This window comes from Arcicella rosea, from assembly GCF_040543805.1.
Taxonomy (GTDB): Bacteria; Bacteroidota; Bacteroidia; order Cytophagales; family Spirosomataceae; genus Arcicella; species Arcicella rosea.
In genome coordinates this window covers 139,129-162,775 of the sequence record NZ_JBEUMS010000017.1, presented here as the reverse complement: position 1 = coordinate 162,775, position 23,647 = coordinate 139,129, and the positions used below count along the sequence as shown (strand labels likewise).

Here is a 23,647-nt window from a genome sequence, read left to right as displayed (position 1 = left end):
GGTGTTCACCTCTTCCCATCTCGAACAGAGAAGTTAAGCCCAGTTCCGTTGATGATACTGCAATCATATGCGGGAAAGTAAATAAACCCCAAAAACATTAAAAAAGGTTCTTGATAGTAATATCAAGAACCTTTTTAATTTGAAGATATTGGGATAGTCAAAAATAAAGGTATCTCTTTTAGAGATACCTTTATTTTTGACTATAACCAAGATGGCTTAAACTTATTTAGTATATTTTTTATTTTCTTTATGTATCTCTGAGATTCTCCAATTGCTTTAAAATTCTTCCATTCTGTTTGTTTTAAATAGAAATAGAAAATTTTCTTGAATTCTTCGCTATAATTGTAGGCTTTATAAATGGGTTTTCTTTCTACAAAATGTATTAAATAAGGTGTTTCATTGGGAGAAATCGTCGAAAAATGATTCCAAAGAGGACTTAACTCCAGCCATTGATTGGCTAAAATTACATTTAATCCATACTGATCTGGGTAGTTTGCAAATTTCTTATTATTATCAATGCAGTCAATGATTTTTTCTGTTATGTTTAACTCTCTCCATTTTTTCGTATTCATTAAAATCAAACCTGTATTAAAATAGCGAGTCTTTCCAGACAAACCTAACTCATCGTGATTTAAGACTCCTCCCCAGCTATTATCAAATGTGATAATTCTAGGGTCTAATACTGAGGCAATTACATGTTTTTCAAGGTCATTTTCAAATAAGGTAGCAACATCTTTTAATACAATCATATCAACATCTAAATATAATACTCTTTCTATTTCTTCTGGAATGAAATATGGGATGAAAAGACGCATATAAATATTTAAAGGATAAGAACTTCTATCTAATGGCAACTTCATTCCTTCAGGAATTACGCTATTCATTTCTTTCCAAACGAGCGTAGTAATGTTGGTATCAATTGACTTTTGAAGTTTCAATTTATTATTACTACTAACATTATCTTCAATAATATAAATGGTAATAGTATGACCTTCTGAAAGATTTGCTTCAATTGATTTTATGAGAGCTGCCAATAAGATGATATAATGATTATCACTAGCAACAACTATATTTAATGGCTTCATTGGAATTTGCTTTTATTGGCGTTTATTTTCAATATATTCATTATTTGACTATTGCTTAAAAATCAAATAGTTATCTATTTAAAATATCTCTGTATATATCTAACACTTGATTGGCTGTTTTTTCCCACGAAAATTGAGATGCTCTTTCAATGCCATAAGCAATTGTTTTAGCTCTTAATGCTGTGTTGTTTAATACAGAAACAATCATTTGGGCAATTTCTTCAGGTTGAGTGGGGTCTATTAATATCGCATCTCTTCCTGCAACTTCAGGCATAGCTGAAGTATTACTTGTAATAACGGGAATTCCACAACCCATTGCTTCAAGAATTGGAATGCCAAAGCTTTCTCGTAAGGAAGGATATAAAAATAATTGAGCTAACCTGTAAAGATTTGGAAGCTCTTGGTTAGGGATATAACCTGTCAACATTATATTATTCATCAAATGCTCATTGTTTTGAGCTTTCAGAATAGAAAGTAAATGTTCTTTCCCAAAGTCTGGCATTACTAATGTAAAGTCAAGCTGACCACGTTGATGAAGTATTCCTATTGATTTTAATACATTTGGAAGATTTTTCTTTGGGTCTGTATTACCTAAAAACAAGATGAATTTATCGGGTAAGTTCATCTTTTCTTTGAAAGCTTTTAATTCTTGTGGTGTTGCATCAGGAGTAAAATGTTTACCACAGGCATTATAAACTGTTTTTACACGATTTTCAGGAATTTTTAACCCTTCAATAATACGTTCTCTTTCATAATCGCTAACAGTAATTATCATTTCTGCCTTTTTAGCAATTTTTGGTACATTCCAACGACGATATAAATTTCCGAAACGTTGGTAATATGTTCCTTCGGTAATCATCCATTTTTCTAAATAAATTATGTCATGAATTGTTACAACTAATGGAATTTTAGTGGAAATAGGAGCGGTATTACTTGTACAATGAAGTAAATCTACTTTATCATTTTTGTATGATTCTGGAAGGATTTTTTGTTCCCAAACTGGGTATGAAGCGGCTTTTGAAATTTGTAGCTTCATGTTATCACTTGGCTGAAGTGCACTCATATCAGCATCAGGCTGTGCATAAACGAAGTATTCATCAGAAGTATTCATTTTTTGAAGCTCACGTAGTACTTCAAGGACAACAATGTCCATTCCATGTTTTTTCTTACGAAAAATTCTTTGTGCTTCTATTCCTATTCGCATTTGCCTAATGATTTTTTGATTTTTGTTTTACAGAATGTAATTCCGTAAAACTTATTTATCGTAAATGTCTTTTGAAGTATTACTAAAGTTCCAAATTAAGCCTTTCCAAAATGCTTTTAAATGCTCCCAATCGCCTTTTGTTACATAGCCAAGTAAGTTTTTAGGAACAGCGACTAAGAAATAATACAAAAACATTAATATCCGTTGCGGGCCAAATGTATTTCGTCTTAAATAAAGTAAACGATTTCGGCTATAATAATAAGTTTTTAATGTTGACCCTTTTCCTGTACTGATGGACTCTTTATGCCAAATCTTACTTGCTGGTTCATACCAAATTGAATATCCAGCCCTTACAAATCTTTCACAATAATCCATTTCTTCATAATACAAAAAGAATAAAACAGCCATAAAACCAACTTTATCGAAAGCTGTTCTCGAAAAAAGCATTGCTGCTCCATGAGCCCTAGAAGTAGGCATGGCTTTGTCGTGTTGACCTTTATCTTTTTCTAAATATCCGATAGAAAAACCTCGTCCAGTGATAGGATTAATAGGGGAAAAACCTGCAAACTGAATAGTATCAGGTTCGTCGAAGTATAAAATTTTAGGACAGACGACTCCTATTTTAGAATCTGTTTGGAATCTAGCAATAAGTGGTTCTAAGAAACCAGGATCAACTTCTGTATCATTATTAAGTAAAAAAAGATATTCACCTGTTGCCGCTTCAATACCACGATTATTACCACCGGCAAAACCAAGATTTTCACCAGTTTCAATGTATTTTATCCAAGGAAAATCTATCGGTAGTTGATGACCCAATTCTTTATTACTATTATCAACAACAATTACTTCAATAGAAGGATAAGTGATTTTTTCTAGTGAACGTAACAAATCGGCGGTAACAGCTGTACCGTTAAAATTGATAGTAATTATAGAAACTTTAGGTAGATGATTTGTCATATCAGTCTTTTACTTTTCAACTTACTTTTTCCCATTGTTGGGTTGCGGAATTATATTGCTTAATCACTCTGGCAGGATTTCCCACTGCAACACTAAAAGGAGGAATGTTCTTTGTAACCACAGCTCCTCCTGCAATTACACTATGCTTTCCGATAGTTACTCCTGCGGTAATAACTGCATTTGCACCAATCCAACAATCGTCTTCAATAGTAATTGTTGCTGTAGTAACTGGCTGTAAATGAATGGGTTTTGTTACATCTGTATAAACGTGATTAAGTCCACTCATTACGATGTTTTGGGCGAAAATAACATTGTTTCCAACTGTTACTGGGCCAATGATTACATTGCCAATACCAACTCTTGAATTATTTCCGATATAAACTGGTCCAACACCATTATTGATGGTGGCAAAATCTTCAACAGTACTGAAATCACCTAAAGAAAAGGGCTGAAAAGGCAATACATCTACTCTTGTTCTTCGACAAATAACAGAACCTTTCCCTTTTTTATGAAAAAAAGGATTGATAAACCACTTCACCCAAAGCCTAGGACGAGCTTGATATTTTGGAATCAAGCACCAATGCACAAACTTTTTTAAAGTGGGACTAGATTTTATGGTTTGAACGATAGACATAAGGAATAATTATGAGTGATGAATTATGAAAATATATCAATGATATATCTCAGAAAGCAACATTGTTTTTTTACTAAGTTAATTTATGTCTAAATTTTATTTAAAAAGATATTTTTTCAAACGGAAAATAAGGGCTTTTTTCAGTCCACCATCTATTTGAATTCTACGATCACTCGTCCAAACTCTTCCATCATCACCATCGACTGCCGCAATTTTTCCGCCTGCTTCTTGTAGTCTTAATGCCATCATTCCGTCTTCAGCAGCATGTCCAGCATCATCACCAGCAATACCACGAAAAGTTCTTTGAACAGCAATATCATAACCGTTTACATCAATTCCTTTTTGGCGAATAAAGCCACTATTGTAACCTAAAACATTTAAAAAAGGCTGAGTTTTTTCTTTCTTCTTGATAACATAACTACTCATTACTTCATACAAGCCATATTGCCAACGTGGAGTATTTGGAGCAGGTAAAAAAGAGTAACTACCATGAACACAATAAACAGGAATATTGGCACCATTTACCAAAGTATCTGTCATCGCTGTAATCCAACCTGCTGGATATAGCGTGTCGCTATCACCCGTAAGAATGTAAGTTCCTTTGGCAGAATGCAAACCATTTGTTCTTGCATGACCAACACCTTGTTTGGTTTCTAAAATGGTTTTTACGCCTAATTTTTTTAATAAATCGGCTGTTCCATCCGTAGAATTATTATCAATGACTAATAATTCTACAGGGTATTTGGTATTGGTATTGGCAAGTGAAATGAGTGTATGTAAAATTCCTTCCTCTTCATTCCAAGCAGGAATTACTACTGAAACGACAGGGTTTTCATTAGAAAATATAGATAATTTTTTCTTAAGTTCTTCAACTTCAGCAGCTGAGTATTCGCTAATGCGCAGTGGTTTGCTTAGTATTTGTGTTACCCAAGTTGGTAAAGAAAAATTAATCATAGTCTTTTCAATTTATGAAATAGCAAATCTATTTTCGAGCAATAATTGTATGAATATTGAAAGGTATTTATTCTGCTCTTTTTACTTTTTCCCAAATCCCAGAAGTTAATCCGTTTTTATATCTGAAATAACCTTTAATGGCGCAATAATTCATGAAAGAGAAGTAAAAAGGAACAAAAAGTATTTTTACTCTAATTTTCTTATTTTCAAGATAATAGCCAAGTAAAGCTAAAATATAAAAGGCAATTTGAGCAATCATCAAAAGATGATAACTAAAAATATCTAATAATTCAGCGCCTGTAAAAAGTATAATAGCGTTAATTAATACTAAAAGAGGAAGACAAAATGGTGCGACCGCCCAACGCATGGCACGATGTGAAACATACTGAAAAGAAAGCAAACCATATTTGAAAATATTCCAAAGAAAACCAAGACGAGCAATGGCTTGGAAACCGCCAGCTGCAATCCTGATTTTACGCTTCATTTCATCTTGAATAGAGAAAGATGGTCTTTCACTAGCATAAGCATCTGGTTCATAAATTACTCTGAAACCGTTTGCTGCAATGCGTAAGGAAATGATGAAATCATCAAGTAGTGTGTCTTTTTCAACATGTTCAAATAAATTGGTTCTTACAGCAAATAACTCGCCTGCTGCGCCAACTACTGAATAAAGCTCTGTGTCTAGCTTTTTAAGGAAAGATTCATATTTCCAATACAAACCTTCGCCAGCGCCAGCAGCGGCTTCTGAGCCTTCTGTTTGAATGCGTTTTTCGCCAGCAACTGCACCAACTACAGGGTCTTGAAAATGCCTTACAATATTTTTGATGACAAGTTGATTTAACGTAGTATTAGCATCAGTAAAAATTACGATGGGCGTATCAATGGTTTTCATTGCCATATTCATCGCTTCAATTTTACCTCTACGAGTATCTCCGCCAATCATTCTCAGGTTTGAGTATTGATTTTGAAGGGATTCTATATATTCTGAAGTGCCATCATTTGAACCTTCGGTAACGAAGAGTACTTCAAATTTTTCGGAAGGATAATCTAAACCAAAAGTGTTTTTTACTTTTGCTTCAATACAAGACATTTCATTGTAAGCAGGAACTACTAAGGTTACTTTTGGTAAGTAATCAGGATCATTATATTTCTTGAAGGTAAGTCCAAGTGCCTTTCTGATTTTTACAAAAATCCAAGCAACGATACCGTAGCCGATATAAGTATAGAAAACAAGCCCTATACAAATCCAAAAGCATAGTTCAAATAGCAATTTCATAGTTTGATGTTTTACAAGGTATCAAAATATTAGGACAACTTGCTTAAGCAGTTCTTCTTGGTTTAAACTATACGTTTTCTGACTGTAACAGCGCAGGGAATGTCATAAAGAATATCTTTAAATCATATTTAAAAGAGAAATTACGAGCATACTCAATGTCTAATTCTATTCTTTCTTGTTCTGTCATATCCTTTTTGCCTTTACCACGTTTAGTTACTTGCCAAAGACCAGTAAGTCCGCCAGGACCAGCAAAACGTTCAATATAATCGTCAGTCGTTAATTTTTCAGCTTCGTACAAAGGCAAAGGTCTGTTTCCAATCAATGACATATCTCCTAAGAAAATATTAAATAACTGAGGTAATTCGTCAATACTGCTATTTCTCAAGAAACGACCCAATTTGGTAATACGTGGGTCATTTTGGAACTTCATGAAAGCTACTTTTTCTTTCTTTTTGTTTAAGTAAATTTTTTCACAAGTTTCTTCTCCATCAAGATAGAGTTTTTGTTGGCAAGCACCAATGATAGCACATTCATCACAAAGTCCATCTTTTTTCTTTTCAGTAGCACCTTTTGTGTACATATTCAGCGATTCCATGTTTTTAATCAACTGATCTGCATCAGTACGCATGGTTCTGAATTTATAAATTTCAAAGATTTTATAGCCAGCTCCAACACGTTTAGATTTGTAAACGATAGGTCCTTTTGAATCTAATTTGATAAGGATGGAAATAACAATAAGTAGCGGAGAAAGTAACAATAAAGCAAAACCTGTTGAGGCAACGTCAATGAAACGTTTCCAAAAAGGTATTTTTACTTCTAAAATATTAGACTTTGTTTGCTGAGAAGCAACATAATGACGACGTTTGATAAAGTACTCTAAACGAGTTACCAAATCGCCATTACTGAAGTCTTTTGGGTAAATATCATCACCTTTTTTCTCGATAACTTCTTTGATAAGACCAGGAGTAACGTGGTCGCTGGTAAGTACTACAGGTAAACTCTTCGTCCAATTATCTTTTCGGATAGTCTCTAAAAATTTTAGCCCGCCTAAATTCCTCGCAATAATGATAGCATCTGGGGGATAAGTATTTTTAACAAACTCCAAACATTCGTCGGCGTTATTGAGAACCTTGATATGAAGCTTTTGACCGAATTTTTTCAAAAAATTGACCACAACAAAATCTTCATCTTCAACCAGAATTACTTTGATAGGAAAATCATCCTTTGGTGATGATATAGTCTGTGGGATACTACTCATATTTTAGTGATTTTTATAATTCTATATCAAGACTTACACGATAATTGATACTGCTTTTTTGTCAAGCTTTGAGATAGCAGATGATGAGTAAACCTTTAAATAATTTTCATAAAATGGTTAATGGCGTTACTTATTTTACTCGGCGTAAAATAGCTTTTACTTTGGCGTGTACCTCCATCGGATTAAACGGTTTTAACATAAAATCGTCAGCACCAAGGTTCAAGCACTCTATTCTTTCTTTACTTTCATCTGTTCCAGAAAGAATAATGATGGGTAAATTACTGAATAAATTACTTGCACGAACAACTTTTACAAATTCCTTCCCATCCAAATTGGGCATATTAAGGTCAGCAATAATAAAATCTGTATCGTTTCCAGCATCTAACCAGTTCATTCCTTCCATTCCATCATTTTTGACAGTTACATCAAATTCTTTGTTCAAGAAGTGCTCTAATACTTTTCTAGTACTTGCTTCATCATCAACGATTAGCAGTTTCAATTTACTGTTGCTCATTATTCTTAGTTCTTGAGTTTTTAGCTTTACTGCGAAAATAAACGAGAGTACAATTACTTAGGGGTTCTTCTATCGTTAATAGACAAAAGGAAGTCATTTTTGTATTAGTTTATTTTATACAATAGTAATCAATTTGAAATCAATAGTTAAATAAATATCGTAAAAAAAAATGATTGAAACACAATAATATAAAAAATGTTATTATTTCAATATTCTCTCTTAAAGTTAATATCAATTACCTTGCCAAACAAATGTTTTTGTGCTTTTAAACCCTCCAAATCAGATTCTACAAAAAAGGGGGACATCAAAAATTTTGCACTTATATAAAGAATACTGCTATCCACATTTACTTACTTTTCAAATATAAATATATTGATATAATATTGTTACTTTCCTATTTGATATTTTGGATTATGATTTTTTGGACGAATAAGAGTTTACTTTCAGCATGTTGCTAAAATTTTAACCTAAAGTTATTAAGGTTATGGTTTAATATCACTCAGGTTTCTGTTTGCTAATAATTTATTAATAATGATAAAAAAAGAATGGGAAAAAACGATTGATACAATCTTTTCCGAACAATTGAAAAATCAATACAACATTGGGAATACCGATGTTTTTGAAAGGAAAACCAAATTGAAAAATTTACTCAATTTGATACTTCAATATAGAAAAGATATTCAAAAAGCGATGTTTGAAGATTTCAAAAAAGCGCCAGCGGAAGTAGATTTAACCGAAATTTATACTGTAACCAACGAAATTAATCATGCAATAAAACATTTGAACGCTTGGATGAAACCCCATTATGTGGCTAGTCCGATTACACTTTTGGGTACTTCTTCTTACATTCATTATGAACCGAAGGGCGTCGTTTTGATTATTTCTCCTTGGAATTTTCCGTTTAATTTAACTTTTGGTCCATTGATTTCTGCCATCGCTGCGGGTAATTGTGTGATAATAAAACCATCAGAACATACGCCCAATTCTACCGCTTTGATGAAGAAAATGTTGGCAGAAATATTTCCAGTAAACGAAGTAGCGGTTTTTGAAGGAGATTCATCAATAGCAGCGTATCTCACGCAATTGCCTTTTAACCATATTTTCTTTACAGGAAGTCCTGCTTTGGGAAAAAAAGTAATGAAATCGGCTGCCGAAAACCTTTGTTCAGTTACTTTAGAATTAGGCGGAAAATCGCCTGTGATTATAGATGAATCAGCCGATTTAAGCAAAGCAGCGAAGAGAATAGCATGGGCTAAGTTCTTGAATAACGGACAAGTATGTATTGCGCCAGATTATTTATATGTTCATGAAAAGGTAAAAGAAGAGTTTTTATCATTGTTGAAAGTGCAAATTATCGGGTTTTATGGCGAAGAACCAGCGCTATCGAAAGACTACAGTCGGATTGTTAATCAAACGCATTTTAATCGCCTGAAACAATATTTACAAGATGCAATTTTGGATGGAGCAGTGTTAGAAATAGGAGGGGAAATGAATGCAGAAGAGCGATTTATCGCTCCAACAGTTTTATCGAACGTCAATCTAAAAAGTGCTATTATGCAAGAAGAAATCTTTGGTCCGATTTTACCTTTAATGGTTTATCAAGATTTAAACGAAGTAATTCAGCATATTCAACAACATGAAAAACCTTTAGCTTTATATATTTTCAGTAAGCAAAACGAAGTAATCAGTAAAATAATGCGTGAAACAAGGGCTGGTGGAACGGTTATCAATCATAATACTTTACATTTTTTTAATAACGAATTGCCTTTTGGTGGGTCAAATAATAGTGGAATTGGAAAGGCGCATGGAAAATATGGTTTTAAAGCTTTTTCAAATGCCAGAGCTGTGATGAAACAGTGGTCGCCTGTTAGTGCATTAGATTTATTAATGCCACCTTACGGCAATTTTAAGCAAAAAATTATTGATTTAACGATTCGATTTTTCTAAAAAAAAGCCCAAATCACCAATTTGTAATTTGGGCTTTTTGATTTTACTTAGAGTAAGAAAAAGGGAAATCAACCGCATTTACGCCTCTTTGTTTGTTAGGAGTAGGCGACATTTTGAAATCAATCGTCGCACCTTGTGTTAACTTTTGGTGACTCAACCAGTTTTTAGAATATGGTAACCCGTTGAATTTTACCGTTTGAATATACTTGTTTTGCTCGTTGTTTGCAGGAGCATTTATCGTAATTTTTTTACCGTTTTCAAGCGATAATGTTACTTTTTTGAACAATGGCGTACCCAAAACATATTGGTCGGTGGCTGGAGTAACAGGGTAAAAACCTAAAGCCGAAAATACATACCAAGCCGAAGTTTGTCCGTTATCTTCGTCGCCACAATAGCCATCTGGTGTTGGTTGATACATTTTATTCATTACTTCTCTAATCCAATATTGTGTTTTCCACGGCTCGCCAGCGTAATTGTACAAGTAAATCATGTGTTGGATTGGTTGGTTTCCATGTGCATAATTTCCCATGTTCATAATTTGCATTTCACGGATTTCGTGAATGACAAAACCATAATAAGAATCATCAAAAACAGGAGGCACAACAAATACAGAATCCAACATTTTGCTAAAACCTTTGCTTCCGCCCATCAAATTAGAAAGACCGTTAACATCATGAAAAACGCTCCAAGTATAATGCCAGCTGTTTCCTTCTGTAAAAGCATCTCCCCATTTAAAAGGATTGAAAGGCGTTTGGAAAGTACCATCTTGATTTTTGCCACGCATTAATTTTGTGCTGGGGTCAAACAAGTTTTTATAGTTCTGCGAACGTTTGGCAAAGCGGTCAATTTCTTCCTGTGGACGTTTTAAGGCTTTTGCCAACTGATAAATACAGAAATCATCATAAGCGTATTCTAACGTTCTGGCAGCATTTTCATTAATTTTTACATCATAAGGAACGTAACCCAATTGATTATAATACTTTACTCCCAACCTTCCTACAGAACTCAAAGGACCTTCGTTTTCACTATTTTTCAATAAAGCTTGATACAGTTTATTGATGTCGAAGCCTTTTCCGCCCTTCAAGTAAGCATCGGCGATAATTGAAGCCGAATTTGAGCCTACCATACAATCACGATGACCCGGACTTGCCCATTCTGGTAAGAAGCCGCTTTCATCATAAGTATTGGCTAAACCTTCCATAATTTGTGCGTTCAGCGAAGGGAACATCAAATTAAAGAATGGAAAAACGGCTCTAAAAGTATCCCAAAAACCATTGTCCGTAAACATATATCCTGGTAATACTTTGCCATTGTAAGGGCTATAATGAATTACTTTTCCTTGATTATCAAGCTCATAGAATTTTCTTGGAAATAACATTGTGCGGTATAAACAAGAGTAAAAAGTACGAGTTTGTTGGTCGGTGCCACCTTCTACTTTCAATTTGTTCAATGAAGTATTCCAGATTTTTTCAGCTTTAGCTTTTACTTGGGCAAAATTATCTTGTCCTACTTCTTTCAAATTGGTTTCAGCTTGTTCAAAACTGATGAATGAAGAAGCCACTTTTGCATTTACTTTTTCGCCTTTTTCAGTAGCAAAATCAATGACTGCACCAGTATGATTATCTTTGATTTCCAGTACATTATCAACTAATTCTTTGCCATTCCAAGTACTTGTATTGGCGAAAGCTTTGTCAAAAATAATCACAAAATAATTCTTGAAATTATCAGGAACACCTCCCGAATTTTTGGTGGTATAACCAATGATTTTTCTTTCGTTTGGAATGATTTTGATATAAGAACCTTTGTCTAAAGCATCAATTACGATGTGAGCTTTATCGGTTTTTGGGAAAGTAAAACGCAAAACTGCAGCTCTTTCCGTTGGCGTGATTTCAGTGGTAACGTCGTGGTCTGCCAAGTAAACGCTGTAATAATGTGGCTTGGCTACTTCGGCTTTGTGCGAAAACCAACTGGCACGGTCGTCTTCTTTAAAAACTCGTTTACCAGTCGTTGGCATAATGACGAACTGACCGTAATCATTAATCCACGGACTTGGTTGGTGAGTTTGTTTAAAACCTCTGATTTTGTCGGCATCATAAGTATAAGCCCAGCCGTCGCCCATTTTGCCAGTTTGTGGCATCCAGAAATTCATTCCCCAAGGTAGTGCAATGGCTGGATATGTGTTTCCTGCAGATAAGCTTGGTTTTGAGGCAGTTCCCATCAAAGTATTGACATAATCGACGGGATGTTCGTTGGATTGACCAAACGAAACGAGATTGGTTGCTATGAGAAATAAGCAGAGAAAAAATTGTTTAAACATTTTTATAAATTTTTATGTTGGATAATCCTTTAAAGTTAAGGCTTTGTTTTGTGTATTCTGTTGGTTTTTGTGCGTGAAATTTATGTAATTGAATGCCTTTTCAGCTTCTTTTATGTAAAAATAGTATTATGCTTTTATGATGTTTTAGTTGCTTTGCTTTTTAGAAAGCAGAAATGTTTATTATCGCAGTCTTAAATAGCGTTCAGTAATGAATGCTATTCATTAAACACTACCATAATCCTTTTATTTCATGAAAAAGATACTTTGTTTATTATTGCTAATGATTTCATTTTCAGGGTTTTCACAAAAAAATGCTGTATTGAAACATCCTAAAAATATTATTTTACTCATTGGTGATGGCATGGGCGCTGCCCAAGTTTATGCAGGAATTGTAGCCAACAAAGGGCATTTGAATATCGAAAGAAGTCAGTTTATTGGTTTTCACAAAAATCAAGCGACAGATGATTTTGTGACGGATTCGGGTGCTGGAGCAACAGCTTTGTCGATTGGACAAAAATCATACAATGGTTCAATCGGAGTAGATAGTTTGAAAAAAGCACAACCAACGATTTTAGAAATTGCCGAAAAAAATGGCTTAGCAACAGGCTTACTGGCTACTTGTTCCATTACTCATGCTACGCCAGCTTCGTTTATTGCGCATCAGCCATCAAGAAGTATGGTTGAAGAAATTGCCAATGATTTTTTGAAAACCGATGTTGATGTTTTTATTGGCGGTGGCAGAAAACACTTTACTAAACGCAAAGATGGCAGAAATTTGATAGATAGTTTGAAGGCTAAAAATTACCAAATTGCGAATACAATTGAAGAAGTAGCAAATGTAAAATCAGGAAAACTAGCGGGTTTTCTGGCCGATGAAGAACAAGTGAAAATTTCGGAAGGACGTGGAGAACAATTGCTAAAATCTACCAAAACGGCTTTGAATATTTTGAAGCAAAACAAAAAAGGATTCTTTGTGATGATTGAAGGTTCTCAAATAGATTGGGGCGGACATGCCAATGATACTCAGTACATTATCAATGAAATGATTGATTTTGACAAAGCTATCGGAGAAGCTTTTGATTTTGCTGATAAAGATGGAAATACTTTGGTTATCGTTACGGCCGACCATGAAACGGGCGGTTTTTCATTAATTGATGCAGATAAAGAAGGGCATATTGAAGGAAAATTCACGACGAAAAGTCATACAGGCGTAATGATTCCAGTTTATGCTTATGGCGTTGGTGCTGAGGCATTTTCGGGCATTTACTTCAATAATCAGATTTTTGATAAAATGTTGAAGGCTTTCAATTTTAAGAAGTAATATTTTAAGAGTAGCTTCTAGTTTTGCAAGAAGAAGCTACTCTTAAAACTATTGATTCAACAAATGATAAATTGCGGCTTGTGAACGCAAAGCGTTTTCAGCTTTTGGAAAGAAAACATTATTTGATTCACTATTGATTGAAACCGCTTGAGCAGTATCATGTAGTTGTAAATCAATGATTTGAAGTATTTCTTGCTTGATTTTTTCATCATAAATCGGAAAGCATACTTCAATTCTTCGATAAATATTTCTGTTCATCCAATCAGAAGAACCCATGAAAATTTCCTGATTTCCTTGGTTATGGAAGATGAAAATTCTGCCATGTTCCAAATATTTATCAATGATTCTTCGAACATTAATGTTTTCACTCATGTCTTTTACTCCTGGCATCAAACAGCAAATTCCTCTGATGATTAACTCAATTTTTACCCCAGCATTTGATGCTTCATAAAGCTTGCTAATCAGTACTTTTTCTTCAAGATTATTCATCTTGAGTGTGATTTTGGCAGGTAAACCTTTTTGTGCATGAGCGATTTCTCGGTCGATTAAGGCAAGAAATTGATGTTGTAAATTGAACTGAGCAACTAGTAAATGTTTAAAATTACTGATGTCCGAAATATTTGGTTTACGTTTCTTTTTACTTAAAAATCTGAAAATCAATTCCATTTCAGCCAACATTTCTTGATGAGCTGTCAGTAAAATATGGTCTGTATAAAACCTAGCAGTACTTTCGTTCAGGTTTCCAGTAGCAAGTAAACCGAAGTATGAGATTTTCTTCCCGACTTTCTTTTTCACCAAAGCAATTTTAGCATGAACTTTCAAAGAAGGCACGCTGTAAATGATTTTTACACCTTCTGCCTTCATTTTTTTCGCCCATTTGATGTTGTTTTCTTCATCGAAACGAGCTTTTAATTCTACTAAAACGGATACTTTTTTGCCGTTTTTAGCAGCACTTATCAAAGCATTTACAATTCTTGAATCGCTGGCAACTCGATAAAGTGTTACGTAAATTTCTTCTACATTTTGGTCGATAGCGGCTTCATTAAAAAAACGAAGTACAGTATCATAAGACTGATATGGCGGATGAAAAATAATATCTCGTTGTTTTATTTCGCCAAAAAGTGTCTGATTTTCAGGGATTTCATGATGAATGGCTTGCCAATTATCGTACTTCATTTCAGGATTATTGATAGGAATGGCATAGAAATCTTTCAAATTATGATAACTTCCGCCTTCTACAATACTCTGTTTTTTAAGGTTGAGATAATTCGTTAATGTCTCTAAATGATTCTTGGGCATTTTGGCATCAAACAAAAAGCGTGTGGCAAAACCGAAATCTCTTTTGGCAATTTGCTTTTCTAATTTTTCTACTAAATCACCTTTGTATTCATCTTCCAAAGACAAATCAGCATCACGAGTAATTTTAAAAGTATAGAAACCTTTAATATTTGATTTTTTATAAACCAAGTGAAGATGTTCTTTGATAATATCTTCTAAAAATACAATATACTGAGTGCCGTTTTGGGAAACAGTATAAAATCTTGGTAAATCGTTTGAAGGAATATTGACAATTTGGAGCTGTTCATCTTCTTGATTTCCAGTTGATAACACAACTAAAGCATATAATTTGTTATTCTCTGGAAAACAGACTTTATCGCTTTTTAAAAATGAAATAGGTTGTAAAAATGCAAGAACTTGCGTGAAAAAAAAGGCTCTTGTTGAGGCTAAAATACTTTCAGGAAGTGCCTCATTATAAACAAGATGAATATTATTTTCTTTAAGTGCAGGAAGAATTTGTTCGGAAAGAGTTTGTCCAAATCTTTGTAGTTGACTACTTACAATTTCCTTAAGTTGGCTTAAAATCTCTTTGTTTTTGTCAGCATCATCAATCTCTTCTTTTTCTGAAAGTTTTTTAAGTGCCATCAAAGCAGGAACTCTTACTCTGTAAAATTCATCCAAATTAGAAGAATAGATAGAAAGGAATTTAATTCTTTCTAATAAAGGTACTTCACTTCGTTGCGCTTCAATTAATACTCGTTCGTTGAAGTATAGCCAACTGATGTCTCTGTCGAAAAAGGTAAAAGCTTGCATGAATGATGATGAAATAGATTGAAAGGTTAAAGCTAATAGAAATCAGATAAGTTTGAACATCCGTCCGATTATTTAACAAGATATTAAAATGAATTTTTATAAACCCAATTTCATGGCAGCATTATGTTGTTTGATATTTTCTAAACGAGTATAGCGGATAATCATAGCGGAAGTTTTGTGTTTTGTTTGGCGCATTACTTCACTGTCGTCGGCGCCGTTTAGTTTGGCGATGGTAATAAAAGAGGCTCTGAGCGAATGGGCAGAGTATTTTTCACCTAAATAGCTTTTCACTAAATCGTTTACTGTTTTATCATTCAGTCTTTCTTCGGTTAAAGAATCTCCTTTTCTGATTCTCACAAATAATGGTCCAGCACCTCTTGCTAAAGTAGTAATCCAGGTTTGTAAAGTTCTTACGGGACAAAGTACTGTTTCTGGACTATAAAAAATAGCTTTTTCTTCATAATCGCCATATTGGTTGGTTTTACTGTTTCCCATCGAAACGATGAGTCCGTCTTCTGAAAAAGTCAAATCCTCCAAATTCAAAGCGACCAATTCCGAACGCCTGAAAGCTCCTGTAAAACCCAAAAGCAAAATAGCTTTATTTCTTAGTAAAGTATTGGTGTCAGTTTCGATGCTGCGCAAAACATTTTTAATTTCTTTAATATTAAAAGCGGGAGCCTGTTTTTGTCGAATACCTTTTATTCTTTTGATTCCTTCCATGACTGCCTTGAACTGGCGGTCTTGCGTCGGAGTAGCCAAATTGTTCAGATGATGAAGTTTACTGATAGCGGCAAATCGACGATTGATACTTGACCATTTATGCGTATCTGCCAAATGCGCTGCATAGCCTGAGAGCGTCGAAGCTGAAACGGGCATCATCGTGAAATTATTTTTTTCGCACCAATTTTGAAAATGTTTTAAATCTGCTCGATACGCTCTTTGCGTATTGGCGGCACCTTCCAAACCTTTGCGGCCATAAGTATCAACTTTTTCGGCAAGTGTTTGAACATTTGCTAAAGTATTGTGCTCGATGGGCGAAATTTCCTGCATGATTTGGCTTTTGTTTTAATCGCTACAAATATAGTTTTAGTTTTGATAATGTTTAATTATCGGAAGTAAAAACAAAAATAAAAGTATATGTGTTTTTTGATTAAAAAATCATAAAATGGAGATTTTTACTTTTGTGAAGCGTTGTAATTTTTGGAAATCGGATTTGTTGAAAGTATAAATTTCCGTACAACCATTATGTTCTGCAATGGCTGTGTGTAAACAGTCATTGATATTTTGAAAACCGATTAATTTAGCCAGTTGTATTCCTCTGATAAAATCTGTGCTGGTATAAGCAACAGGTTTTGCTAACATAAAATCTTGAACCATTATTTCAATATCCGATTCAGGACAGCCGATTCGATGAGCAACATAACTAAACTCTTGTAAAGTTAAAAGTGATGTAAAAAATGCTCTGGACTTTATTGCTTGCTCATAAATCTGAATGGCTTTATTATGGCTAATCTGGTTTTGATTAAATTGATAATTGATTAGTACATCTGTATCAAAATAAAGCATAGTATTATAGGTTTACTTCATTTGCTAAAGCTGACAAATCTAAATTTTCAGGAACAAATATTTTTTCATTTTTCAATCTCATTTGTTCTGTTCTTTTAAACATTTCTGAATAATCAGGATTATTATCTTGCTCACTTTCTTTTACTGTAATATCTATCATTGCAGTCGAGCCAAATAATGCTTTAACAGATTTTACAATATTTGGTAATGCGTTCACGGGAATTCTAAAAGTAGCTTCCATAAATACGTTCGTTTTTTATCAAATTTACTCTTTTACAAAATACAACAGTTAAAATATAATAATTATTAACATAAGATTTTGGCTGAATTTTATATAAAAGTCTTTAATAACTGAATCAAAAATACATTTTTAACATTAAGTCTGAAAAAATATTGAATAATTCAAATATTTTTTCAGACTTTTGTTTTATAAAGTCTCAAAGTGAGACAATAGAGGCTTTTCCCTTTCAAAACTCAATTTTATATCAATCGTCTATTTATCATGAAAAAGAAAACTTTATCACTCTTGTTATTATCTGCCATCGGCTTGTCGCCCATGACGAGTTTTAGTCAGAAAAGTACCGCTCCAGCTGATGCTATTATTGCTAACTCTTCTACAGCAGTTGTGCAAACGGTCTTTGGAAAAGTAAGAGGTTATATTCACAAAAGCACTTATACCTATAAAGGTATTCCCTATGCTGAATCTGAGCGTTTTATGCCTCCAAGTAAACCAAAACCTTGGTCGGATGTAAGAAGTTCGATGACTTACGGCCCAGTTTGTCCGATGGACGCTACTACTTCGGTGAATGATGTATTAGAATTTGCTTTCAATCATAATTGGGGTTATACCAACGAAAATTGCCAAAGTTTAAATGTTTGGACTTCGGGCATTAATGATAATAAGAAACGTCCTGTAATGGTTTGGCTTCATGGTGGTGGTTTTACGGCTGGTTCTTCGATTGAATTACCTTCTTATGATGGAGAAAATTTGAGTAAAAAAGGTGATGTTGTTGTGGTTTCACTCAATCACCGTTTGAATGTTTTGGGCTTTTGCGATTTATCAGCCTATGGTGAAAAATATAAATCTTCTGCCAATGTTGGTATCATGGATTTAGAAGCTGCTTTGCATTGGGTGAGAGACAATATTGCTAATTTCGGTGGCGACCCTAATAATGTAACGATTTTCGGACAGTCGGGCGGTGGAGCGAAAGTAACAACTTTAATGTATGCGCCTTCGGCAAAAGGACTTTTTCATAAAGCCATCGTACAAAGTGGAAGTTACAGAACTAGCTTTTTAGAAAAAGAAAATGCTCAGAGAGTAAGTGCCGCTTTACTTGAGGAATTGGGTTTAAAACCAAACCAAGTAGATTCTTTACAGAAAATATCTTACGAAAAATTGAATGCTGCGGGCAAAAGAGCGCAACAAAAAGTACAGGCACAGATGAAAGCAGAAGGAAAAGCTTTTGTGGGTGGCGGATTAGGTTGGGGTCCAAGTCAAGACGGTACTTATTTGCCCTATCAACAAGTTGACCCAGCTGGTTTAGCCATTTCTAAAGATATCCCTTTGTTGATTGGTTCAACTAAAAATGAGTTCATGGCTTCATTAATCAATCCTGCGATTAGAAGTTTTTCAACCGATGAAGCGAAAGCATTTTTACAGAAAAAGTATGGCGATAAAACAGAAGCTTATTTAAAAGCAGTTGAAAAAGCATATCCAAATACCACAAAACCATCAGATTTGATTGATATTGATTTAACAACTTTCCGTCCAGGTGCTGTAAAACAAGCTAATATGAAAGCAACAGCCGATGCTGCTCCAGTTTATATGTATATGTTTAATTGGCAGTCGCCCGTAATGGATGGAATGTACAAGGCGATTCACTGTATTGAAATACCGTTCATTTTTGATAACATTGCTCGTTGCGAAGAAATGACTGGCGGTGGTGCTTCGGCTTATGCGCTTTCTAATAAAATGAGTCAGGCTTGGATAAATTTTGCAAAATCTGGAAACCCTAACCACAAAGGTTTACCAACTTGGCAAAAGTACTCTGCTGAAAATGGTGCGACGATGATTTTTGATAATCAATGCGTTCAGAAATTCCACTATGATAAGGATTTGTTGGAATTAACGGCTGTGAAATAGTAATACGAATTTCTAATAGGGAAAAGGCTTCAGAAGAATTTCTGAAGCCTTTTTTTATGTCATTTTTTAGAAAAAACTTTGGCTTTTTACTGATATCGACACAAAATGAGACATTTTGAATAACATTTGAACGATAAAATCAAATTAAAATTATTCACTTTGTATCGTCAAAAAAATATAAATCTATCAATATGAAATTGTATAAATGGTTGTTTGTTGTCATCGCTTTTTTCTTCATTGCTAATGGTTGTGGAAAAAGCATAACACCAATGCCAAATACTCAACAGCATATAGAAAAGCCTCATCCAATTACTTCCAGAAAAGCCATTGGCGGTATTCGGATTGCATGGGATTATACTAGCCTCAAAAAAGTATCTTCATCTGCTAAAGGAGAACGGTATTGTGGTTATGCACGAGTGATTCAAGGGCGTGATAATGCTTTGATATGTGTTTATGAAGCAGATGGAAATGTTGTAATTGTAAAGAGTAACGATTTGGGGATTACTTGGACGTCTCCCATCGTGGTTGCCAGTAAAAAAGATGGAGTAAATATGGCTGTTCCTGATATTTTGGAATTGAAAGATTCCTCTATTTTGGTTTGTTATAATCCTCGTCCTGCTGGGAATGAACCATCAAAACGTTTTGCTATTCGGACTAAGAAAAGCTATGATGGAGGAAATACTTGGCAAAATGAAAGCTTACTTTATGAAGCCGATTACCGTTTTGAAAATGGTTGTTGGGAGCCTTCTGCGATTCAATTGCCCAATGGAGAAATCCAACTTTTCTTTGCTAATGAAGGGGTTTACACGAATTCCACCGAGCAAAATATTTCAATGTTTCGTTCGAATGATAATGGCTTGACTTGGACAAAAAAACCTGAAATGGTAAGTTTTAGAGCAGGTAAAAGGGATGGAATGCCATCACCTTTACTGTTGAAAAATGGGAATGAGATTGCTTTTGCAATAGAAGATAACGGTTTTGGTGATTTTAAACCTTATGTAATTAAAAACACATTGACACAAAATTGGTCGCAGCCTGTAGATGCTACAAGTAATCGTCGAACTTATGCTTTGTCAGAAAAAATAGAAGAACATATTTATGCGGGAGCACCCTATTTGCGACAACTCAAAACAGGGGAAACCATTTTATCTTATCAAGGAACAGAAGGAAGAATCAATAGAACAAGTTTTGCAGAAATGAAGGTGGTGATTGGCGATGAAAACGCACAACATTTTACTCGAAAATCAACACCTTTTAATATCCCTGATAATAAATCTGGACTTTGGAATAGCCTGAGCGTTTTGAATGATAATACCGTAATTGCCCTAACAAGTACAAATGCTTTTTCTGGAAATACAGAAATTTGGATGATAAAAGGACACATAATTCCTGAATTGAATGCCATTCAAGAAAGCCTTGTGATTGATGGATTAATGAATGAAAAAGGATGGAAAAATACTTTACCCATTTTTATCGGACAAAAAAGTGCGACCCAAGTAAAAGCCGCTGTAAGTTATGATAAAAACAACCTTTATATTTTAGCCAATATCAGCGATGCACTTGTTTCAACGAATGCTTCTACGCTGGAAAATAATGATGGACTGAGTATCAGTATTGATGCTCAGAATAAATCTTATGAAGCTCCAGATAAAGGAATTTTCAAATTTTTCATTACTGCGGATAATCAAGTATTGATAAAAGAAGGGAGTAATGGAAAATGGGTTCAAAAAATAAATGTATCTGGTTTTCAGTCTTTTGTGAAGAGAAAACAAGGAGGATATTTCCAAGAAATTTCAATTCCTTGGAGGGTTTTAGGAGGTAAACCAGCAATCAATACTCGCATTGGATTGAATATGAGCCTTACAGAAAACAGTGGAAAGTCGGAGGCAGATTATGTAGAATCTATTGCAGGAAATATTGATAGTGCTTCTTATTCATGGACAACTTTATTATTAAAATAATCGAAACAAAAACAATAATTTATCTCATAATCACACTATGAAAAACGTCAAATGGATATTTTTTATGATTTTATGGAATTGTTCATCCAGCCTTTCCCAAGTAGAATCGCCAGCTTTTTTCACTAATCCGCTGTTACCTTCTGGGGCAGATCCTTACAGTTTTTATAAAGACGGATATTACTATTATACGCATACAGCTCAAAACAAGTTGATGCTTTGGAAAACAAAAAACTTAGCAAATCTTAAAACAGCAGAAAGTAAAACGATTTGGACGCCACCACAAGGAACGATGTATTCTAAAGAATTGTGGGCGCCCGAAATTCATTTTATTCAAGGGAAATGGTATATGTATTTTGCGGCGGATGATGGCGACAACAATCATCACCGAATGTATGTGTTAGAAAATGCTTCGCCCGACCCAATGAAAGGCGAATGGATTTTTAAAGGAAAAGTAGCTGACCCTTCTGATAAATGGGCAATTGATGGAGATGTTTTTGAGCACCGTGGACAATTGTACATGATTTGGTCGGGTTGGGAAGGTGATAAAAATGGTCAGCAGAATATTTATATCGCTAAGATGAAAAACGCTTGGACGATTGAAGGAAATCGTTCAAAAATATCAGGTTCTGATTTCGACTGGGAAAAGCATGGTGATTTGAACGACCCAAATCTGCCACACGTAAATGTGAATGAAGGACCGCAGGTTTTAAAACATGGAGATAAAGTATTTATTATTTACTCTGCAAGTGGTTGTTGGACAGACTTTTACGTTTTAGGAATGTTGACGGCAGATGTAAATGCAGATTTATTGAACCCGAATAGTTGGAAAAAATCGGCAGAACCAGTGTTTAAGCAATCGCCAGAAAATGGTGTTTTTGCGCCGGGACATAATTCATTTTTTAAATCACCAGATGGAAAAGAAGATTGGATACTTTATCATGCTAATTCAAAACCTGGACAAGGTTGCGGTGGGTTTCGTTCGCCAAGAGCACAGAAATTTACTTGGAATGCCAATGGAACACCAAATTTTGGTTTACCAGTAAAAGAAAATCAATCGCTCAAAATCCCAACAGAAAAATAATCGCTCAACATAATTATTATAAACATTAATCGGATGAAAATCTTCAAAACATTACTTAGCCTATTGGCTTTCAGTTTATTAGCTCAGAGCATCGTCGCTCAGACGAAAGCGAGAGAAATTTGGTCGGTCGAAAAAGCCAATGCTTGGTACAAAACAAAAGGTTGGTTGCGAGGCAGCGATTTTATCCCAAGTACTGCTATCAACCAATTAGAAATGTGGCAAGCAGAAAGTTTTGACCCTGCGACAATCGACAGAGAATTAGGTTATGCAGAAAGCATCGGAATGAATTCTATGCGTGTTTACTTACATCATTTGGCTTGGGAAGTTGACCCAAAAGGCTTTAAAAATCGTGTCAATCAGTATTTGAAAATAGCGGATAAACATCATATTTCTACGCTTTTTGTTTTATTTGATGATTGTTGGAATCCAACCTATAGCGTTGGAAAACAGCCTGCACCAAAACTGGGTATTCATAATTCAGGTTGGGTTCGTGATCCGGGCGAATTGATTTTCACAGAACCGCAAGTAATTGAAAAATTAGAAGCTTATGTAAAAGATATTTTAACAAGCTTTAAAAACGATAAGCGAATCGTATTGTGGGATTTATATAATGAACCGGGAAACTCTGGATATGGCAATAAAAGTTTACCATTGTTAGAAAAAGTATTCGTTTGGGGAAGAGAAGTAAATCCAAGCCAACCACTTTCTGCGGGTGTTTGGGATTGGAAATTGAAAGAATTATCCGACTTCCAAATCAAAAATTCAGACGTAACTACTTATCATAATTATGGCGATACTGAAAACCATACCAAGGATATTGAAAAACTAAAATCGCTTTCTCAGCGTCCATTACTTTGTACAGAATACATGGCAAGAAGTAGAAATAGTTTGTTCAGTAACATCATGCCTATTTTGAAAAAGGAAAACATCGCAGCCTATAACTGGGGATTAGTAGCTGGAAAAACCAACACCATTTATGCTTGGGATAAGCCAATGCCAAATGGAAATGAGCCAGAGCTGTGGTTTCATGATATTTTCAGACCAGACGGCACACCTTACAAACAAGATGAAGTAAAGGTAATTAAAGACCTGACAGGCAAGAAGTAAATATTTTACATGATTTTAAATAGGCTGATGAGTATCGGAAAATGTTCTGATACTCATCAGCCTATTTTTTTATAAATTCCTGTTTATTAGGCAGTTTTGATGAAGTATCTCAATAAATTCTTTCAGAAGAGACTTTTTAAAGCGTAGCGTTCAAATAAATCTTCAAAATACTCAGGGATAAATTTTAATTTTGTGGGCTTTTCAGTACTTTTAAAAGTTATAAATGACCAT

19 protein-coding genes and 1 rRNA gene are annotated in these 23,647 nt (G+C 34.4%); 7 read left to right on the top strand and 13 right to left on the bottom strand.

Features of this window, described 5'->3' with window-relative positions:
* A 5S ribosomal RNA gene (rrf, locus tag ABID42_RS24005) occupies positions 1 to 94 on the top strand; the annotation flags it as partial.
* Positions 95 to 200: 106 nt separating this feature from the next.
* On the opposite strand, the gene ABID42_RS20080 is transcribed toward rrf, so the two are convergent.
* The 8 genes from ABID42_RS20080 to ABID42_RS20045 all read right to left on the bottom strand — a co-directional run bounded on the left by ABID42_RS20080 (position 201) and on the right by ABID42_RS20045 (position 7,882).
* Entirely contained in the window at positions 201 to 1,085 is an 885-nt protein-coding gene (locus tag ABID42_RS20080) for a glycosyltransferase family 8 protein (RefSeq protein ID WP_367285179.1), read from the bottom strand.
* 70 nt (positions 1,086 to 1,155) lie between these two features.
* On the bottom strand, positions 1,156 to 2,289 hold the full coding sequence (locus tag ABID42_RS20075) for a glycosyltransferase family 4 protein (protein ID WP_367285178.1): 1,134 nt from the start codon (positions 2,287 to 2,289) through the stop codon (positions 1,156 to 1,158).
* 51 nt (positions 2,290 to 2,340) lie between these two features.
* On the bottom strand, positions 2,341 to 3,246 hold the full coding sequence (locus ABID42_RS20070) for a glycosyltransferase family 2 protein (RefSeq protein ID WP_367285177.1): 906 nt from the start codon (positions 3,244 to 3,246) through the stop codon (positions 2,341 to 2,343).
* A 16-nt stretch (positions 3,247 to 3,262) separates the two neighbouring features.
* Positions 3,263 to 3,880, bottom strand: coding sequence for an acyltransferase (locus tag ABID42_RS20065; RefSeq protein ID WP_323689771.1), 618 nt, complete (start codon positions 3,878 to 3,880; stop codon positions 3,263 to 3,265).
* A gap of 96 nt (positions 3,881 to 3,976) precedes the next feature.
* Entirely contained in the window at positions 3,977 to 4,834 is an 858-nt protein-coding gene (locus tag ABID42_RS20060) for a glycosyltransferase family 2 protein (protein ID WP_323689772.1), read from the bottom strand.
* 67 nt (positions 4,835 to 4,901) lie between these two features.
* Positions 4,902 to 6,110, bottom strand: a complete 1,209-nt coding sequence (locus ABID42_RS20055) for a glycosyltransferase family 2 protein (RefSeq protein WP_367285176.1) — start codon at positions 6,108 to 6,110, stop codon at positions 4,902 to 4,904.
* A 67-nt stretch (positions 6,111 to 6,177) separates the two neighbouring features.
* Positions 6,178 to 7,368 (bottom strand): sugar transferase, encoded by a 1,191-nt coding sequence (locus ABID42_RS20050; RefSeq protein ID WP_367285175.1) that lies wholly within the window; start codon positions 7,366 to 7,368, stop codon positions 6,178 to 6,180.
* Positions 7,369 to 7,498: 130 nt separating this feature from the next.
* Complete coding sequence (locus ABID42_RS20045; protein ID WP_184134146.1) at positions 7,499 to 7,882, bottom strand: response regulator transcription factor; 384 nt, start codon at positions 7,880 to 7,882, stop codon at positions 7,499 to 7,501.
* A 531-nt stretch (positions 7,883 to 8,413) separates the two neighbouring features.
* Here ABID42_RS20045 and ABID42_RS20040 point away from each other — a divergent pair.
* Positions 8,414 to 9,829: an aldehyde dehydrogenase family protein gene (locus ABID42_RS20040; protein WP_367285174.1), complete on the top strand. Its 1,416-nt coding sequence runs from the start codon at positions 8,414 to 8,416 to the stop codon at positions 9,827 to 9,829.
* A gap of 43 nt (positions 9,830 to 9,872) precedes the next feature.
* Here the strand turns inward: ABID42_RS20040 and ABID42_RS20035 are convergent, their stop codons facing one another.
* Positions 9,873 to 12,146, bottom strand: a complete 2,274-nt coding sequence (locus ABID42_RS20035; RefSeq protein ID WP_367285173.1) for a GH92 family glycosyl hydrolase — start codon at positions 12,144 to 12,146, stop codon at positions 9,873 to 9,875.
* A 250-nt stretch (positions 12,147 to 12,396) separates the two neighbouring features.
* On the opposite strand from ABID42_RS20035, the gene ABID42_RS20030 reads away from it, so the two are divergent.
* Positions 12,397 to 13,467: an alkaline phosphatase gene (locus ABID42_RS20030; RefSeq protein ID WP_367285172.1), complete on the top strand. Its 1,071-nt coding sequence runs from the start codon at positions 12,397 to 12,399 to the stop codon at positions 13,465 to 13,467.
* Between the two features lie 48 nt (positions 13,468 to 13,515).
* Here ABID42_RS20030 and ppk1 read toward each other — a convergent pair whose 3' ends face one another.
* From ppk1 to ABID42_RS20010, 4 genes are all read right to left on the bottom strand, one after another.
* Positions 13,516 to 15,558, bottom strand: coding sequence for a polyphosphate kinase 1 (gene ppk1, locus ABID42_RS20025; protein WP_367285171.1), 2,043 nt, complete (start codon positions 15,556 to 15,558; stop codon positions 13,516 to 13,518).
* Positions 15,559 to 15,654: 96 nt separating this feature from the next.
* A complete protein-coding gene (locus ABID42_RS20020; protein WP_367285170.1) occupies positions 15,655 to 16,608 on the bottom strand; it encodes a site-specific integrase in 954 nt (317 codons plus the stop codon).
* Positions 16,609 to 16,716: 108 nt separating this feature from the next.
* Positions 16,717 to 17,124 (bottom strand): type II toxin-antitoxin system VapC family toxin, encoded by a 408-nt coding sequence (locus ABID42_RS20015; RefSeq protein ID WP_367285169.1) that lies wholly within the window; start codon positions 17,122 to 17,124, stop codon positions 16,717 to 16,719.
* A 4-nt stretch (positions 17,125 to 17,128) separates the two neighbouring features.
* Positions 17,129 to 17,365 (bottom strand): hypothetical protein, encoded by a 237-nt coding sequence (locus tag ABID42_RS20010; RefSeq protein ID WP_367285168.1) that lies wholly within the window; start codon positions 17,363 to 17,365, stop codon positions 17,129 to 17,131.
* 261 nt (positions 17,366 to 17,626) lie between these two features.
* Here ABID42_RS20010 and ABID42_RS20005 point away from each other — a divergent pair, with 261 nt between their 5' ends.
* The 4 genes from ABID42_RS20005 to ABID42_RS19990 all read left to right on the top strand — a co-directional run bounded on the left by ABID42_RS20005 (position 17,627) and on the right by ABID42_RS19990 (position 23,416).
* Entirely contained in the window at positions 17,627 to 19,267 is a 1,641-nt protein-coding gene (locus ABID42_RS20005; protein ID WP_367285167.1) for a carboxylesterase/lipase family protein, read from the top strand.
* A 191-nt stretch (positions 19,268 to 19,458) separates the two neighbouring features.
* Positions 19,459 to 21,228, top strand: a complete 1,770-nt coding sequence (locus ABID42_RS20000; RefSeq protein ID WP_367285166.1) for a sugar-binding protein — start codon at positions 19,459 to 19,461, stop codon at positions 21,226 to 21,228.
* A 37-nt stretch (positions 21,229 to 21,265) separates the two neighbouring features.
* Entirely contained in the window at positions 21,266 to 22,309 is a 1,044-nt protein-coding gene (locus ABID42_RS19995; protein ID WP_367285165.1) for a glycoside hydrolase family 43 protein, read from the top strand.
* 33 nt (positions 22,310 to 22,342) lie between these two features.
* Complete coding sequence (locus ABID42_RS19990) at positions 22,343 to 23,416, top strand: glycoside hydrolase family 2 TIM barrel-domain containing protein (protein ID WP_367285164.1); 1,074 nt, start codon at positions 22,343 to 22,345, stop codon at positions 23,414 to 23,416.
* The last annotated feature ends 231 nt before the right edge of the window (positions 23,417 to 23,647 follow it).

Coding starts and splice junctions, on each gene's coding strand:
- ABID42_RS20080 (WP_367285179.1), bottom strand. CDS start 1,085: ATGAAGCCATTAAATATAGTTGTTGCTAGTGATAATCATTATATCATC.
- ABID42_RS20075 (WP_367285178.1), bottom strand. CDS start 2,289: ATGCGAATAGGAATAGAAGCACAAAGAATTTTTCGTAAGAAAAAACAT.
- ABID42_RS20070 (WP_367285177.1), bottom strand. CDS start 3,246: ATGACAAATCATCTACCTAAAGTTTCTATAATTACTATCAATTTTAAC.
- ABID42_RS20065 (WP_323689771.1), bottom strand. CDS start 3,880: ATGTCTATCGTTCAAACCATAAAATCTAGTCCCACTTTAAAAAAGTTT.
- ABID42_RS20060 (WP_323689772.1), bottom strand. CDS start 4,834: ATGATTAATTTTTCTTTACCAACTTGGGTAACACAAATACTAAGCAAA.
- ABID42_RS20055 (WP_367285176.1), bottom strand. CDS start 6,110: ATGAAATTGCTATTTGAACTATGCTTTTGGATTTGTATAGGGCTTGTT.
- ABID42_RS20050 (WP_367285175.1), bottom strand. CDS start 7,368: ATGAGTAGTATCCCACAGACTATATCATCACCAAAGGATGATTTTCCT.
- ABID42_RS20045 (WP_184134146.1), bottom strand. CDS start 7,882: ATGAGCAACAGTAAATTGAAACTGCTAATCGTTGATGATGAAGCAAGT.
- ABID42_RS20040 (WP_367285174.1), top strand. CDS start 8,414: ATGATAAAAAAAGAATGGGAAAAAACGATTGATACAATCTTTTCCGAA.
- ABID42_RS20035 (WP_367285173.1), bottom strand. CDS start 12,146: ATGTTTAAACAATTTTTTCTCTGCTTATTTCTCATAGCAACCAATCTC.
- ABID42_RS20030 (WP_367285172.1), top strand. CDS start 12,397: ATGAAAAAGATACTTTGTTTATTATTGCTAATGATTTCATTTTCAGGG.
- ppk1 (WP_367285171.1), bottom strand. CDS start 15,558: ATGCAAGCTTTTACCTTTTTCGACAGAGACATCAGTTGGCTATACTTC.
- ABID42_RS20020 (WP_367285170.1), bottom strand. CDS start 16,608: ATGCAGGAAATTTCGCCCATCGAGCACAATACTTTAGCAAATGTTCAA.
- ABID42_RS20015 (WP_367285169.1), bottom strand. CDS start 17,124: ATGCTTTATTTTGATACAGATGTACTAATCAATTATCAATTTAATCAA.
- ABID42_RS20010 (WP_367285168.1), bottom strand. CDS start 17,365: ATGGAAGCTACTTTTAGAATTCCCGTGAACGCATTACCAAATATTGTA.
- ABID42_RS20005 (WP_367285167.1), top strand. CDS start 17,627: ATGAAAAAGAAAACTTTATCACTCTTGTTATTATCTGCCATCGGCTTG.
- ABID42_RS20000 (WP_367285166.1), top strand. CDS start 19,459: ATGAAATTGTATAAATGGTTGTTTGTTGTCATCGCTTTTTTCTTCATT.
- ABID42_RS19995 (WP_367285165.1), top strand. CDS start 21,266: ATGAAAAACGTCAAATGGATATTTTTTATGATTTTATGGAATTGTTCA.
- ABID42_RS19990 (WP_367285164.1), top strand. CDS start 22,343: ATGAAAATCTTCAAAACATTACTTAGCCTATTGGCTTTCAGTTTATTA.